At 41.6% G+C, this 15990-nt stretch carries 14 protein-coding genes and 1 pseudogene; 7 read left to right on the forward strand and 8 right to left on the reverse strand.

The annotated features are described in order from the left end of the window. Window positions 1-64 precede the first annotated feature (64 nt). Entirely contained in the window at window positions 65-2452 is a 2388-nt protein-coding gene (locus tag F9K23_08760) for a hypothetical protein (protein ID KAB2916191.1), read from the reverse strand. Between the two features lie 73 nt (window positions 2453-2525). Next, on the reverse strand, window positions 2526-3020 hold the full coding sequence (locus F9K23_08765) for a hypothetical protein (protein ID KAB2916192.1): 495 nt from the start codon (window positions 3018-3020) through the stop codon (window positions 2526-2528). A gap of 53 nt (window positions 3021-3073) precedes the next feature. On the opposite strand from F9K23_08765, the gene lhgO reads away from it, so the two are divergent. Continuing rightward, window positions 3074-4270 carry an L-2-hydroxyglutarate oxidase gene (lhgO, locus tag F9K23_08770; protein KAB2916193.1) on the forward strand — a complete coding sequence of 399 codons (1197 nt, stop codon included), beginning with the start codon at window positions 3074-3076 and terminating at the stop codon, window positions 4268-4270. A gap of 13 nt (window positions 4271-4283) precedes the next feature. Here lhgO and F9K23_08775 read toward each other — a convergent pair whose 3' ends face one another. The 5 genes from F9K23_08775 to ruvC all read right to left on the reverse strand — a co-directional run bounded on the left by F9K23_08775 (window position 4284) and on the right by ruvC (window position 6704). Then, on the reverse strand, window positions 4284-4577 hold the full coding sequence (locus F9K23_08775; protein KAB2916194.1) for a type II toxin-antitoxin system RelE/ParE family toxin: 294 nt from the start codon (window positions 4575-4577) through the stop codon (window positions 4284-4286). Further along, on the reverse strand, window positions 4562-4798 hold the full coding sequence (locus F9K23_08780; GenBank protein ID KAB2916195.1) for a hypothetical protein: 237 nt from the start codon (window positions 4796-4798) through the stop codon (window positions 4562-4564). Before F9K23_08780 ends, F9K23_08775 begins: the two co-directional genes overlap by 16 nt. A 251-nt stretch (window positions 4799-5049) precedes the next feature. Beyond that, complete coding sequence (locus F9K23_08785; protein ID KAB2916196.1) at window positions 5050-5823, reverse strand: DNA-binding protein; 774 nt, start codon at window positions 5821-5823, stop codon at window positions 5050-5052. 23 nt (window positions 5824-5846) lie between these two features. Next, window positions 5847-6128 carry a hypothetical protein gene (locus F9K23_08790; GenBank protein KAB2916197.1) on the reverse strand — a complete coding sequence of 94 codons (282 nt, stop codon included), beginning with the start codon at window positions 6126-6128 and terminating at the stop codon, window positions 5847-5849. 3 nt (window positions 6129-6131) lie between these two features. Beyond that, a complete protein-coding gene (gene ruvC / locus F9K23_08795) occupies window positions 6132-6704 on the reverse strand; it encodes a crossover junction endodeoxyribonuclease RuvC (GenBank protein ID KAB2916198.1) in 573 nt (190 codons plus the stop codon). A 14-nt stretch (window positions 6705-6718) separates the two neighbouring features. Between ruvC and F9K23_08800 the strand changes: the two genes are divergently transcribed. The 6 genes and pseudogenes from F9K23_08800 (at window position 6719) to F9K23_08825 (ending at window position 15338) form a co-directional block, all read left to right on the forward strand. Then, complete coding sequence (locus tag F9K23_08800) at window positions 6719-7735, forward strand: hypothetical protein (protein ID KAB2916199.1); 1017 nt, start codon at window positions 6719-6721, stop codon at window positions 7733-7735. After that, window positions 7719-8861, forward strand: coding sequence for a glycosyltransferase (locus tag F9K23_08805; protein KAB2916200.1), 1143 nt, complete (start codon window positions 7719-7721; stop codon window positions 8859-8861). The genes F9K23_08800 and F9K23_08805 overlap by 17 nt, the downstream gene beginning before the upstream one ends. Continuing rightward, window positions 8858-9133: a hypothetical protein gene (locus F9K23_08810; protein ID KAB2916201.1), complete on the forward strand. Its 276-nt coding sequence runs from the start codon at window positions 8858-8860 to the stop codon at window positions 9131-9133. The genes F9K23_08805 and F9K23_08810 overlap by 4 nt, the downstream gene beginning before the upstream one ends. A 70-nt stretch (window positions 9134-9203) precedes the next feature. Next, window positions 9204-10298: pseudogene (locus tag F9K23_08815) on the forward strand (ABC transporter permease). A 33-nt stretch (window positions 10299-10331) separates the two neighbouring features. Further along, window positions 10332-14087, forward strand: a complete 3756-nt coding sequence (locus F9K23_08820; GenBank protein KAB2916202.1) for a HAMP domain-containing histidine kinase — start codon at window positions 10332-10334, stop codon at window positions 14085-14087. Window positions 14088-14150: 63 nt separating this feature from the next. After that, window positions 14151-15338: a hypothetical protein gene (locus F9K23_08825; GenBank protein ID KAB2916203.1), complete on the forward strand. Its 1188-nt coding sequence runs from the start codon at window positions 14151-14153 to the stop codon at window positions 15336-15338. A gap of 2 nt (window positions 15339-15340) precedes the next feature. On the opposite strand, the gene rsmG is transcribed toward F9K23_08825, so the two are convergent. Continuing rightward, a complete protein-coding gene (gene rsmG / locus F9K23_08830) occupies window positions 15341-15979 on the reverse strand; it encodes a 16S rRNA (guanine(527)-N(7))-methyltransferase RsmG (GenBank protein KAB2916204.1) in 639 nt (212 codons plus the stop codon). Window positions 15980-15990: the final 11 nt, after the last annotated feature.

Below are 15990 nucleotides of genomic sequence, written 5' to 3' on the forward strand. Positions count from 1 at the left end.
GCTTACAAAAAAAAGCACCTCCCCTGCCGGAAAGATGCTTTTATACTAGCTACAAGAAATCATGTTATAGTCCTACCAACTCCGCAAACTGTTTTGCGTTCTTTACCCCACTAGCGTCTACTTTTTTCATGGCAATAGCTCTCCGCCCAACTGCATTTTCGGCTTTACCGTCGATACAATACACCGTCTCGTCTTCCCCAATGGCTATAATTGTTTTTGTACTTTTCTTGCTCAAACTCACATAACTTGAGCTGTAGGTAAGCAAGCCATTTATTTTTCTATCAACAACAAATACAGTAAGCGGTGTAATGGTTGTATCCTGTGTTTTCACCAACACATCGGCAATAACTGTCGGTGGGATATCAAACTTGTAAAAGGCATCGCAGTTAAATACGCCCAATCCTGTAAGTCGCAACGTCCTGCCTACCGCACCTCTCATTGTCCCGTCATCAACATAGCCTTCAAGGCCTATACGAGCCATTTTTTTGCGTTGTTCCAAAGCATTGTTCAATCGTTCAATACGCTTGTTTAATGAACGTTCGTATCTTTTATACCTGCGCGCAAAGGCCTGTTTAGCATACGTTTCCCCAAACCCGCTTTTTCCTTGAGTAATGTCCGCCACCAAATCAATAAACCCTTTTGCAGTTTTTAAACGAATGGTGCAGTAATCGTTGCCCTTTTCATATTCAATCCGAACATCGTTGTATTGCTGCTTGCGCACATACATTTTCTTAAACTCTTTGCGGGTGGTTTCGTTAGCTGCATAAAAAGTATAACCTTTAAACGCTATCAACTCATTAAAAAACGGATGCTTGCTTTTAGCAATCCCTGTATACAGCTTAAATTTTACTTGGTGTACACTATCCGCTTTCACCTTTTCGGCAGCATCCACCTGTACTTTAAATAAAGTCCGTTGTTTGCCAATAATCTTTGAAACTCTATATCCAAGCCTGCCCTTGCGGCTTTTCGCTATTTCACCCACATCGCCTTGTTTTTCATTTTCATCAAGCATGTATCGGTAATTCACGTTTGCAAAACGTTCTTCAAACACAGTGGTATCAAATCCATACGTAAAATCTGTATCCACAATTTGCAAAGGCTTGCTTTTGGTTGAATCTTGTGCCGGTTTTTCACGATTATCCGCAGTTCCCTCAAACTCCCAGTTGGCGGTTTCGGGGTTCAGCTTGTAAAGATTAAACCCGTTGTTTGCATCTGCTGAAACAAACTCAACATCAATGGTTTTATCTTGAGCCAGTGTTAAAGGTTCGCCTTCTTTAAACGCCAATAATTCAAAATTACCGGCCGATACAAACTGGTTGGTTACCCCGCCTGAATCGTAGGCCATCGGCACCCCGCTCATCAGCATATCCAAAGGGGTTATAATTTCGCGGTAAGTAATGTTTACATTGCCCGTAACGGGTTTGCCGGTTGCATCTACAAAAGCATCCTGCGGAATGGTAATTTTAGTACCGCTGTTTACTTTGATGCTTACTGCGCTTTCAGCGGGAATATTAAACACTTTGCGTTTTACATCGGCTTGAGGTAACAGCGGTTTGAAACCTACAGTTGAGGCAAAAACATCCGCGTTAGCCACTTCATTTGCCGTTGCTGCGGGCTTTTCTTGATTTTCTTTTTCACCCAACAAGTAAAAATCACTAAACAATGAGGTAAAGGCTTGTCGTTCGGCATCACTCATATCCGCCATTGTGTTGTAGGTAATGCTAAGTAAACGGGTACACTCATGGCCCTCTTTTGCCATACGAAACCTTTTTGCCACCAAGTCAGCCTCAGCTGCATCTATGTCCTTTGCTTTTATTACCTCTAGATTTTTAAGCTTGGTAAGGGATTTTAATTCAGCGGGCAGGCTGCTTATGCTTTCTGTTGTAATTAAAACTGAGGTTAGTTTTTCAAGCCCTATTAATTTCCCAACCAACACATCATTTTTTGAAGGTTGTTTTGAAAGTATTTCTATTTCTTCTAACTGCTCAGGAAATTCAAAGTCTTTAGGAAGTTTTACCCTTGTTGAAGAGTTCAGGGTTAAAGCAGGACTTTTTAGTTTCTTAATGTCTAAAAAGGCTTCGCTTCTAAGTGTAAACGGCTCAATCAACGTGATTTTATCAACGGTTTGCAAACCGGCCAATATCTCTATTAACCCCGTAAGGCTATCGCATTCTACAATAACCTCGTCAAGCTCAAGGTGTTTAATGCCGTTTATTACGTGTTTTAATTCATCGGCTGTAAACCCTCTTTGCAAGTACACCGTGCTTAGTGCATCAAATTTGTTGATACGTCTTAAAAATTTATTGGTCTTGCGGGTTTCGTAGGGATTTATAATTACCCCTTCGCAGTATGAAGGATGGTCAAGAGCTTCGCTAATGCTTTCGCAACTTACCTGCCCCCTAGAAATGAGTACTGATACAAGAAATACAGTTAGTGCGGCAATCTTCTTCATAGCAAAAAGTATTTATACCTCTATAATTCCCTTACGGGTAAAACGATACAGTATAAATGCTAAAAGCCGGTTTTTATTTTAATTCAAGAATTAACTTACTGTCTTTCAGCGACAAAATATTTTCAGGGTCGTAAAATCTTTTTACTTGGGGCATACTTCGCACCCGCTTTGTAACCTCGTTTTTCAACACTCCGTTTCCTTTGCCGTGTACCACTGTTACTGTGCGCACCCCTTGCTGCAATGCCAGCGCCAATTTATAATCCAAATAATCCAATTGGCCTTGCAATACAGGCGTAGTACGGTAGTTTTTGGGCAATTTTTCAGTGTGTAAATCAATGGTGATATGCTTGGGTACGGTTCCTGTTGGGATTTCTTTTTTAACGGAAGTTTTTGCCGTTAGCTCTTCGTACGAAGCCTCTACTAAAATTAATGTATGAATGGAATAGTCCATTTCCATCCCTGTTTCATCGTCCAAAATCACCACGTGGCGACTGTCGAGCAGCTTCACCACCTCCCCTTTTAGTGAGGTGTTCTTGCAACATACTTTATCGCCTACTTTAAATTTCATCTTCTGCTTGCTGTGTGATTTGGTTTATTTTGCGGGTGCAAAATACAAAATCTATGCAGCACGATATTGTGATAGTGGGCGGAGGTATTGTGGGCCTTGCCACAGCTTACCAACTAAAGCAGCTTAATCCTTCTTATAAAATTGCCCTTGTTGAAAAGGAAAACATGCTGGGCAAACACCAAACAGGCCACAACAGCGGTGTGATACACAGCGGCTTGTATTACAAACCGGGGAGCCTTAAAGCACAAAACTGCATAAACGGCTATGCCATGATGATTGATTTTTGCAATACCCACGGTATTAAGTATGAACTGTGCGGCAAACTGGTAGTAGCAACCCAACCGCACGAACTGCCTTTGCTGGATAATTTGTACAAACGCGGACTTGAAAACGGTCTGAATAAAATCAGCTACTTAGAAAAGGAAGCCGCCCACGAGGTTGAACCCCACGTGGATATGCTAAAGGCTATCAATGTGCCTTACACGGGTATTATTGACTATTTGGAGGTGTGTGAAAAGCTGGGCGAGCTGTTTAAAAATAATGGCGGTGAGATTTTTATGGGTGAAAAGGTAACCGACATTACTGAAAAAAAAGGATTTAGCGAGGTGATTACCCCCAACCGCACTTTGCTGGCAAAATTAGTGGTTAACTGTGCGGGCTTGTATTGTGATAAAGTAGCTGCTTACACACAAAAAAATCTGGATACACGCATCATCCCTTTTAGGGGGGAATATTATATGCTGAAAGAGGAGAAAAAACACTTGGTAAAAAACCTGATATACCCCGTGCCCGACCCTAATTTTCCATTCTTAGGCGTGCATTTTACCCGCATGATTGACGGCGGGGTTGAGGCAGGCCCGAATGCAGTGTTTGCTTTTGCCCGCGAGGGATACACCAAAAGTGATATTAATTTGAAAGAGCTTTTTGAATCGCTGGCATGGCCGGGTTTTCAGAAAGTGATGTGGAAGTATTGGAAAACAGGTATGGGCGAAATGTACCGTTCGTTTTCAAAGGCCGCATTTACTAAAGCTCTTCAACGGTTGATTCCTGAATTGCAGGAAGACGACCTTGTGCCTGCCGAGGCCGGTGTTAGGGCGCAGGCTTGCGACCGCACGGGTGGTTTGATTGATGATTTTAAGATTGTAGAAGATGCGCTAACGATAAACATTCTTAATGCTCCGTCGCCTGCTGCAACCTCTTCGCTATCCATCGGAAAAACGGTAGCTGAAATGGCGGTAAGGAAGCTGTAACTGTTTTATTGTTTTAAAACTTCTTCTTACGAGGGTTTTGACGAGTATCGTAAAACCTTAGTAATTCTATGTGAGAGGGTTTGATACGGTAAATAAGCAAGTTGTGCTTTGTAATAAGTACTTCGTGAACGTTTTCCCTGCCCGATGACCTAAATTTTATGTTACCAGTACTAATTAAGGATAATACCTTTTCAACTTTAGCAACGAAACTAAACACTTCTTTCTCTGTCCATTCTTGTTCCAAATACTCGATAACCTTTGCAAAGGTTTGCTTGGAGCGTGGAGACCAGATTATTTCTTTCTCCATTTTGAAAACTCTTGCATTACAACTGCATGAGGAATACCCTCGCCCCTATCAAGTTCAGCGATGGCCTCCTCAACATCCTTCCGCACCTCATCGTCCCATTCGTCCCAAATATCGCTTTTGGTTCGTGAATCAAACACGGCTTTTAGTTGCTTAAGTATACTTTTATCCTCAGTTTCCAAAAGCATCTTCATCAATTGAAGCTTTTCGGTTTGTATATCCATTTTGATTCGCTATTTATTCTTCGTACCGTAATTCAAAGTTACAAAAAACCTTCTGTTTTATGACCCTCAGAAAAGATCCTAATCATTAACAATTCTTTAGTTCTGTGGATTTAAACTCTCATTCAAAACTGTCGAAGACGCGCTAACGATAAACATTCTTAATGCTCCGTCGCCTGCAGCAACCTCTTCACTATCCATCGGAAAAACGGTAGCTGAAATGGCGGTTAGAAAGCTATAACTACTTTATTGACTTAGAAACTGTAACTTGAAAGTGAAGAAATAAGCTTACAGGTATCACATTTAAAATCATACAGATGACAGGTTTTTTCCTTCAATAACCACTCACCGCCACAGCATGGACATTTTCGTTTAATATCCTGCGAGTGTCTAATTCTCCTGTAGTTAAACAAATAATAGTAGGTAGGTATTTGGCTAAGTTCGGTTATCTTTTTACAAATTTCTATCCCTTGTTTTGACAGTTGAGAGTTAACGTCCCACATTTGTTTCATCGCCCACTTTTCACCAACTGTACAATTCATGTTTAATCTATCACAAGACTGATAATTACTTTCCCAACTTAGTATAGAGCCATATCCATGATCACTGTAAATAGGAAGTTTATAAAGAGGGACAGACCAATTACAAGTACTACAAACTATTGGTGAAGCATAAGAAACATAATTGGTTTGTAAAATATAATATTCGCTTTGGGCACATTTGCATTGCCCATTATAGTCCTTATGTGATTTTCCGACGGTTTTAAATTGGAGTTTAGACTTTGCCATTTTTTCTATTTCTTTACTCCATTTATTTACATAGTAGTTATTATATTTTGCACTTAGTGCATCTTCTTCAAGGGTGTAAGGGTAGCAAATAATGGTGTCATTTGTAACAAATTGGCTTTCAACCTTTCCTTGTGTCTGCCCACTTGTACGATACGAACTCATGAGTAAATCAAAAGTTTCTATTAACAAATCATAGTCAGCACTATCATTAATTTCTATTGATATTTCTTGCGTGTACATAGTTGGGGTTCAAAATTATCAAATCAACAAATCTCAAAATCACTCAATGTTACTACTTGGTCTTGTTTGAAATCATCCCAGTTAACCTCCCCTACTGGCCTAATCCCGTAAGTATTAAGTCGAGGTGTTCCATCCTTATTTAATATTCTTAAAAGATGAAATAGAGGTTCAATGGGATACCCGGCAAGTTTAGAGTTTTCTGTAAGCTTAAAATTGATTTCCGGATTCAAAATTTCAACCACCACAAATCTCGATTTTCGACCTGTAATTTTAAAAACCGCAACAACCAAACATTTAATTTCCATGCTTTACTTCAACCTATCCGGGTTATTTTTAATAAAACTTTCCCAACTGCCGTGTTTTACTCCTTTGCCTTTTAATGATGTATTTTGAAAGAAATGACACACTGCCGCTGCCAAGCCATCCGTAGCATCAAGGTAAGTGGGCATTTCTTCAAATTTTAAAAGGGTTTGCAACATAGCTGCCACCTGTTCTTTGCTCGCAGTACCCTTGCCGGTAATACTTTGTTTAATCTTTTTGGGGGCATACTCAAAAATAGGGACATCGCGCTGCAAGGCCGCTGCAATAGCAACGCCTTGCGCCCTGCCCAGCTTCAACATACTTTGTACGTTTTTTCCGAAAAAGGGAGCTTCAATGGCCATCTCATCAGGGTGGTAAGTATCAATCAAATACGTAATGCGTTCAAAAATCTTTTTCAGCTTCAACGCATGGTCTTCTAATTTGCTCAGGTGGATAACCCCGGCATTTATTAACTCAAATTTTTTGCCCGTACACCCCAACAAGCCATATCCCATTATATTTGTGCCCGGGTCGATACCCAGGATGATTTTCTCAAAGTTATCTTGACTGTTGCCCACCATACTAAACCCCAAAAATAGCGCATACCTGTTTGAAAACCCCTACCCTGCTAAAAAAACACTGGTTGCTACTGCTGAAAGTAGTGGTGCTTGCCGTGAGTTTGTGGGTGCTGTACGACAAACTAGTAATCGACGGGGGTACTACCTCTGTTTCAATTCAAGGCCATCATTTTATTGCATTACTCTCAAACCCCATGCTGGGGGGAGTGGTTTTGCTGATGTGCCTTAACTGGAGCATTGAAGCCCTGAAATGGAAATTGCTTATCAACCGTTTTGAGCAGGTAAGTTTTTTAACGGCCATAAAAAGTGTTTGCACAGGAGTGTTTATCAGCCTGTTTGTAAATATTCTTGTGCCCAACCGCATTGGTGAGTTTGCAGGCAGGATTATCTACGTTAAAATAAATAAAATCAAAGCTGCCCTTATTACCACTATCGGCAGTTATGCGCAGTTTGCGGCTACCGCCATTTTTGGGGCTATTGCCTACTTACTGTTTTGGCACACCTTTTCGGCCTCGCAGTGGGAGGAGTACCAAGGTTATTTGCTAATAGCAACCGTAGCCTTTGTGGGCTTACTTATTCCATTGCTGTATTTTAATATTAACGTGGTTTCGTGGGTGCTTGGCAAACCCAAACTATTACGTAGGTTTAAGAAAATCACCTCGGTATTTTATTTTTATAACAACGTACTGTTACTTAAAGTCTTTGTACTTGCAGTGCTGCGTTACGCCGTATTTTGCACCCAATTTATATTGCTTTTGCAGTTGTGCGGAGTGCAAATAACCCCAAGCCAAGGATTGCTTGCCGTACCTGTTATCTTTTTGGTGCAAACCGTAGTGCCCAGCAATGCCCTCAGCGATTTGGGCGTTCGCGGGGCGGCATCGGTTAGTTTTTTAAATTACTACAGCGATAACAACACAGGTATTTTAACTGCCGCCTACCTGCTTTGGGGCATCAATATTCTGTTGCCCGGATTACTTGGGGCTGCCTTTTTTGCTGTTTTTAAATACCGTAACGGGAATGGTTCTAATCAGTAGCATAGTTATACTTCTTACCGTATTTTATACAGTGCTGATGGGTGCCTACCGCAAGGGCTGGCGACAAATACCCGCGTTTGAGACAACCCAAACTGCACCTACCCTGTTTGTAACCGTTATTATCCCTGCCCGCAACGAGGCACAGAACATTGTACGCATACTTAATTGCCTGCAACGGCAAAATTATCCGATGGGTAGTTTTGAAATTATTTTGGCCGATGACCACTCTGACGACCAAACGGTGGTTGTAGCCAACTCATTAGGCATTGCCAACTTACGAATTATAGAATTGGCTCAAATACCCGGAAAACGGTATAAAAAAGCAGCTATTACCGAAGCTATAAAACAGGCCAAAGGTGAGATTATTGTTACTACGGATGCCGATTGCTCAATGAATGAATATTGGTTAAGTACCATCGTATCGTTTTTTGAACAAACGAACGCTGCACTGGCAAGCGGTCCGGTATTGTTTGATTGGGAAAAATCATTTTTTAAGTCCCCTGCTAATTTTTTACTTACCATACAGCAAGTTGAGTTTGCCGGTTTGGTAGGCATTGGCGGTGCGGCATTGCAATTAAAATTCCCCAATATGTGCAACGGAGCCAACTTGGCCTACCGCAGGCAGGTATTTGATGAAGTAGGCGGTTATATGGGCAATGACAACCTGTTATCAGGCGATGATGAGTTTTTAATGCACAAAGTATTTAGCCGCTATCCTGATAGAGTTCACTTTTTAAAGCACCCTTCCGCTATCGTAAAAACCCCGCCGTCGTTTACTTGGGGGCAATTTTGGGGGCAGCGGATGCGTTGGGTATCAAAAAGTACTAAATACAGCGATAAGCGCATTACTGCTGTGTTGGCAATGGCTTATGTATTTAATCTGTTAATTGTTGTCAATTTGATTGCTGGCTTTGCAAACCCTTTCTATTGGGTGCTTTTTGCCCTGCAACTGGCTGCCAAAATTATCATCGAGTACTATTTTTATACACCACTGCTCAACTTTTTCGGGCTACCGAAGTTGCGCAGGTACATTATACTTGCCGAGCCTTTTCACATAGGCTATGTGCTGGCCATTGGTATTTTGGGTAATTTTGGCACTTATAACTGGAAAGGGAGAAAACAATGAGTACCATGCCGCCCGTGCTGGAGAAGAAGATTTTAACATCGCTGCTGTTTACAGAGAGTTTTGAAACCATACTGGAAGAAACTAAGCAAAATGAGTTTTTGGTGGCAAATGTGCTAAAGTGGCTTATCACCCGCAGGTACGTAACTCCGATGAAATACAACGAGACCAAAAAAGACTACGAGCCCAGCTTTATATACGATAGCGATAATATGCGGGCATTCCATTACCGCATCACGGCTGAAGGGCTTAAGTTCATTGGTACAAAGTTCTGAACGCGGTATTCCCGATGGGGTATTTCAGGTTTCAAATCTATAATTTCATTACTTTGCAGTTGTGCAGGCAAAAAGCCCGTTTTATAAAAAGTTTGTAGCAAACAAACTGGCTGTGGCCGGTGCTGTATTTATTGCTGTTATCATACTAATGGCAACATTTGCCTATCTGTTTATACCTGATAAAACCACGTATGCCAATAGTATGCAGCTATCGCTGGCATTACAAAAACCCGGTTTTAGTACCCAATTTTTCAAAATCCCCCAAACCACTGAAAAAACAAGTTTTATCAGTCGTGTGTTTAATGGGACAGAAGAGGAACACCGACTTATCCCTTTAGAAAAATTTGAAGTGGTGGGCGACACCGTAGTTATCTACGAATACTTTGGGGTAGACGGCATACAAGGCCCAATTACCAAACTGGGCAAAAGCGACCTGCAATTACCCGATTTAAGCAAGGAAACCATCCAAAAGCTGTGCATTACCAACAATACTTATTTATTGGGTACTGACCGTTTTGGACGTGATATGTTTAGCCGAATGGTACTTGGTTCAAGGGTTTCATTGGCAGTGGGTTTGGTTTCGGTGGCCATCTCGTTACTAATTGGCATAGTTTTGGGCGGTATTGCAGGGTATTATGGTGGCAAAGCCGATGCGGCCATCATGTGGCTGATAAACGTAATATGGTCGTTGCCTACCTTGCTAATGGTAATAGCCGTTAGCGTGGCATTGGGCAAAGGCTTTTGGCAGATATTTATAGCAGTGGGGCTTACCATGTGGGTTGAAGTAGCCCGTGTAGTACGCGGACAGGTAATGGCTTTGAAGGAAAAAGACTTTATAAAGGCTGCCCAAATGTTGGGGTATACCGATATGCGTATTATTTTCAGGCATATTTTGCCCAACGTTACCGCCCCTGTGATAGTAATAGCCGCAGCCAATTTTGCATCGGCTATCTTGTTAGAAGCAGGGTTGAGTTTTTTGGGCATTGGCGTACAGCCGCCCATACCCAGTTGGGGCATGATGATAAAAGAACACTACGGCTACATTGTGCTTGATACTGCTTACCTTGCTATAGTGCCGGGAGTAGCCATTATGTTGCTGGTAATGGCATTTAATTTTGTAGGTAACGGATTGCGCGATGCGCTGGATGTGCGTATGAAAGGATAAATTTTATCAGGTTTTAAGTTGTAGAGGACATATATGAAGGTTTGGTTAGCTTTTTTTAAAAACAGGTGGTTGGCGCTGGGAGTATCGGTATTGATACTTTCGGTAGCTTATTACATTGATAACTACCGCCAAAAAGCTGAAAGCAATTATGAGGAGCTGACCCGAACCCTGCAAACCCATCTTCACGACAAAGAAAAAGGTATTGAAAAACTACTTGCCAACGACTCTTTTCTAAACAGTTTTATTAAAGACGGTTTTAGCCTTGAAGGAAGAAAAAGGCTGGATAAGCGCGATTTCTCCCTGATGGTGTATAAAGACACCTCGCTGGTGTTTTGGTCGGATAATGAGGCCGACCCTGACGTGGTGCGGGAAAAAAAATCGGAAGAGATTGATGTATTAAAAACCAACAACGGTTGGTACTTGCACAAAACCCGCAAAATTGGTCGTCATAGTTTTGTACTGTTATACCGTTTTTATACCCGTTACCAATACCAAAACCGTTACCTGCGCAGCAGTTTTGCAGACGGTGTGGGCATAAAAAACACCGCTGAAATATCGCCCAAGGCGGTACAGGATTTTGCCCCTGTAAAAAGTATTTACGGCAAAAAACTGTTCTATTTAGCTCTGCATCCCTACACGCATAACTCGTTTACTATTCCCGTGGTGGTGCTTACCCTGCTTGGGTTGTGGTTGTTCTTTATTTTCCTTTCCAACCAATACGAATGGTTTTTAGATAATGGCCGAACATTAGCAGGCACATTGTTTTTTGCCCTTGTACTTATACTGGTTAAAATACTTATTGTCGACTTAAAGTTCCCGTCGTTTCTGCAATCCAGCTTATTGTTCGATCCCGGAGTGTATGCCTCTTCGGGATTATTCTCCTCGTTGGGGGCCTTGCTGGTAAACGTGGTACTGCTGTTTGTGTTTGTATTTACGCTTTCAAAACAAATGGCCAGTGCAAAAGACGATGATAAACCGATTGTCGGAGGTATTAGCTCCTCGTTGCTGTTCATCCCTGCATTTTTTGTACTGATTGTTTTCACTGGGTTTATTATTAATATCATCCGTAGCCTTATTATCGATTCAAACATCCCGTTTGATATCGCCAACATATTCCATTTTACTTGGTTCAGTCTCATCGGCCTTTTGATTACATCGTTGCTAGTTTCCATCCATTTCTTTTCAAGCAGCATGGTGTATCACTTAATGAACAGGCTTAAACTAAGTAACAAAATGCTGCTTATAAACGCTGCGGCTTCTATAGCATGCTATGCGGTGTACCAACTGTTTTCAGGCCAATGGCAGCCCTCACTGCTGGTACAGGGGCCCGCTTATGCTTTTGCTATTATCATCGTTTTACAGCTTAGTAAAGATTTAAAAGTCGCCCAGCGTACGTTAGGCTATGTATTGGTAGTATCTGTGTTTGTAGCGTTACTTTTTTACCGGTTTAATATTGACAAGGAACACGAGATACGGAAGCTATACGCCATACAACTGAGCGACGCTAAAGATATTGAGGCTGAAAACACTTTTACGGATATTGAACACCAAATAGCTAACGACCCGCGTATTTTTAATTATTTCACCAACGCCATTTTCTCAAAACGCGACCTTGAAAAACACATCAATCAGTTGTATTTCACAGGGTATTTGGGCAAGTATGATGTAGAAATATTTGACTACGATACCATTGGCAACTTTTTCAGGGAGAACAATTATTACACTTACGAGTTTGTAAACACGCTGTATAACAGCCATTCGCAGCCTACCCTCAGCAATTATTTTTATTACATCGTATATCCTTCGGTGCAGTATTCATACATCGCCAAATACGATTATTGCGCAGGCAAGCACACTATGGGCAGTTTATTTATCCTGCTCAAACGTAAACTTACCCAAGACCCCAGTTTATTTACCCAACTGCTTTCGCAATCCAATTCTGATAACAAAACACCGCCCTACAATTACTCGTATGCCTTGTACCAGAACGATAAGTTGGTAAACAAGGGGGGCAAATACAGCTACAGCCTCAATTTTACATTTGATACTACTGAACGGAAAGAATTTGTAGTATCCGACGGGTATTCTCACCATATAAAGCACGAACCCAATAATTTAATTGTGGTAGTAAGCAAAAAGGTTGACAGTGTGCTGCAACCGCTGGCCGTGTTCTCTTTTTTGTTTTTAATGCTGCTGCTGTTTATTGCCCTGCTGTTTGCTTATAACGGCTTAGTAGTACTGATACGGGCAGGATTGGCGTATTACACGGGCAAATGGAAATCGCTGTACCGGCTGCATCATTTTGCACGGTGGTTAATCCCGATACGGCGTATGCGAGGACTGCTGTTCAGCACCCGTATCCAAGTTACCATCTTTTCGCTGGTATCGGCTATTTTGCTGCTTTCGGGCTATATCTTCCTCCGATACATTGATTATAAGTACACCGAGCGGCAGCGGGATAAGATGGTGCAAAAGATAAAATCGGTAAGCGGTGCTTTTGAAAACCGTGCACAGCTTGAAATGCAACTGATGCTGCCTACTGAATTAACGGCTTTTGTAAACCAAATCGGCGACTCTTACGAAACGGATATTAACTTTTACAATGTAGATGGGCAGTTGGTAACCTCTACCAAAAACAAAATTTACACCAGCGGTTTGGTGGGAAGGCAAATTCACCCCGAAGCCTTTGTAAAATTGCAAAAAGAGGCGCAGTCGTTTTATATCCACGATGAAAAAATAGGTTCGCTTAAATACATTTCAGCCTACGTGCCTGTGCTGGATGCTAAACACACGGTAATAGCCTACCTGAACCTGCCGTTTTTTACCAACGAAGCCGAGTTGAACGATGAGATTTCAGCCTTCTTTGTCAACTTTGTTAACCTATATATTCTTTTCTTCTTGGTGGCTGCATTGATAGCCTACCTAATCACCCAACGGGTAACCGCACCCCTTACCATCATTCAGAACAAACTTTCTAAACTAAGCCTTAGCAGTAAAAACGAGGTGATTGAATGGAAAGGCGATGATGAAATTGGCGAGCTGGTAGCACAGTACAATAAAATGCTGATAGCCCTTGAGGAAAGTGCAGGCAGGCTTGCACAAAGCGAGCGCGAAGGGGCTTGGCGTGAAATGGCCAAACAAATTGCCCACGAAATAAAAAACCCGCTTACTCCCATGAAACTCAGCGTGCAACATTTGCAGCGCGCTTGGGCTGCCAAGGGAGATAATTTAGAAGACACTTTTAAACGGGTAACACAGGTATTGATTGAGCAAATTGATAGTTTATCAAACCTTGCATCGGAGTTTTCGGCGTTTGCAAAAATGCCTGAACCTGTTTCTGAAAGGCTTGAACTAAATGAGTTGGTATTGCTTACGGCTACCTTGTACGAAACGACCGAAAACCTGTCGGTATCGTTTTTCCCCTTACCCGTAAAGGCATATATTAATGGGGATAAAGACCAGCTTTCGCGAGTGCTTACCAACATTATTACCAACGCAATACAAGCCATCCCCGAGGAGAACCAAGGCAAAATTGAAATCAGAATTGTGCACGAGGGGGATATTTATAAAATTGAGGTGAGCGACAACGGTAAAGGCATCCCCGATGATGAAGCTAACAAGGTATTTATTCCCAGTTTTAGTACAAAAAATTCAGGTATGGGATTGGGATTGGCTATTTCTAAGAAAATTGTTGAGGGGATGGGCGGTAAAATTTACTTTGTATCGCAAGAGGGCATCGGAACAACTTTCTTTATTGAGTTACCCAAGGTAGAAGCTCCTATTGAATAAGCTCAGGCAACTTTTTTTACTCTTACCGCGTTTAGTACTTTAATATCAATATACTAACCAACCATGCAAAGAATTATTTTCTGCTTATCTGCTACATTATTGTTGTTTATAGCGGCTTGCAAGAAAGATAAGGGAGACAATAAAGATACTGCACAATACCCCGCAATTCTGCCCTTTACTACTCCCGAAATGGAAACATACGGAGTGGGTATGGTACGCAATAATAATGGCCGTTTTACTGTTCAATTGGTGGATAAACAAGATGGAGGGGTGCTTCACTTTGCAAAAGCGTTGAGTTTAAGAATTGATCCTTCAAGTACTAACATAGTAGCATCTCAACGACAATTAACTGCCGGTCCATCACCAATTTCGGGTAGTCTTCATTTCGATAAACTGAATAGCAACAGCGTTTCAATTGCACAAACAAAGGGAGCCGGTGATACGGTTTCCTTCTTTACGTTCCATAAATTTAGTGAGGTATTATTGCCTCTTGAGATACGCAACACATCAGAAGCGAATTTTGAGTTGAGCAAAATGATACCTGTAGCCAATGGTTATCTATTTATCGGTTCAGTGCTAAAAAACAATCAGCGTGATGTATGTGTAATAAAATACTCTAAAACCTTAAATAGGGTTTGGACGAAAACTTTTGGCGGTAATTTGAATGATGCTGGGATGGACGGTGTTGAACTTTGTGACAATAACTACGGGATTCTTGCATATACCTATAGCATTGGTTCAGGTGACCGTGATATATGGTACTTGAAACTCAACACGAATGGTGATTTTATTTCAGGAACTACCTATGGCGGCAGCGGCTATGAAGAACCCCAACAGATTATTAACAATGGGTGCGATGTTTATATTGCAGGGCACTCTGCAAGTTTCGGTAATCCTGAACATCACGGGTATTTGCTAAAAATAACCGATAACGGCACTAAAATTTGGGAGAACACCTACGGTACAGGAAACCACGACGGTTTTCAAACAGTTACGTTTACTGCTGATAAATCGGGCTTAATTGCTGCGGGAAGAAGTATGCAAAGTACGACAGGCCCTGAAGATTTGTTTATTGTGTGTACTGATTTGAATGGCAACGAACTATGGCGTAAAAAATACGGAGAGGCTGATTTAACTGAAAACCCTGTTGCTATTCTTGCTGACGAAGAATTTTATTATGTGCTCTGCAACCGTATTGACTTAACGGGCAAATTCACCGCTGTTTTTATAAAGGATAAGTTACCTCAATAGTTTTACTTCCAAACGTGCACCACACTTTTGGTTTCAAAAAATTCTTCGGTGTAATATTCTGATAAGGGATAGGTATCTATCACCAATTTAGGATGCGCACTTACCAATTCACTCAATTCTTCATCAAGGTCGCCTCCTTTAAGGTATAAAATACCGTTTTGTAGCGGGTTACGCTGCTCTCCCGATATTTTGTTTTTTACCCAGCCGTAAAAAGGCGTAATGCGGGTAACTGCGCGACTCACAATAAAGTCAAACTGGCCTTTTAGTGTCTCGGCACGTTGGTTCAGTGCTTTAACGTTTTGCAAGCCAAGAGCCGATGAAACCTCTTGTACTACTTTTATTTTTTTACCTATGGAATCTACCAAGGTAAACTGGCACTGCGGAAACATAATTGCCAGCGGAATACCGGGGAAACCTCCGCCCGTACCCACATCCAATATGCGGCTTCCGTTCTCAAACATTACCACTTTTGCAATGCCCAAAGAGTGCAGGATATGACGTTCATACAACGCCTCAATGTCCTTGCGCGAAATCACATTAATTTTCTCGTTCCACTCAGTATAAAGCGGCAACAACGCATCGAACTGCTTTAGCTGCTCTTCGGTAAGGTGATCAAAGTATTTGGTAATGATTTCAGGCATTTAATTTTAAA

It is taken from the genome of Bacteroidota bacterium (genome assembly GCA_008933805.1).
Taxonomy (GTDB): domain Bacteria; phylum Bacteroidota; class Bacteroidia; order UBA8524; family UBA8524; genus SB11.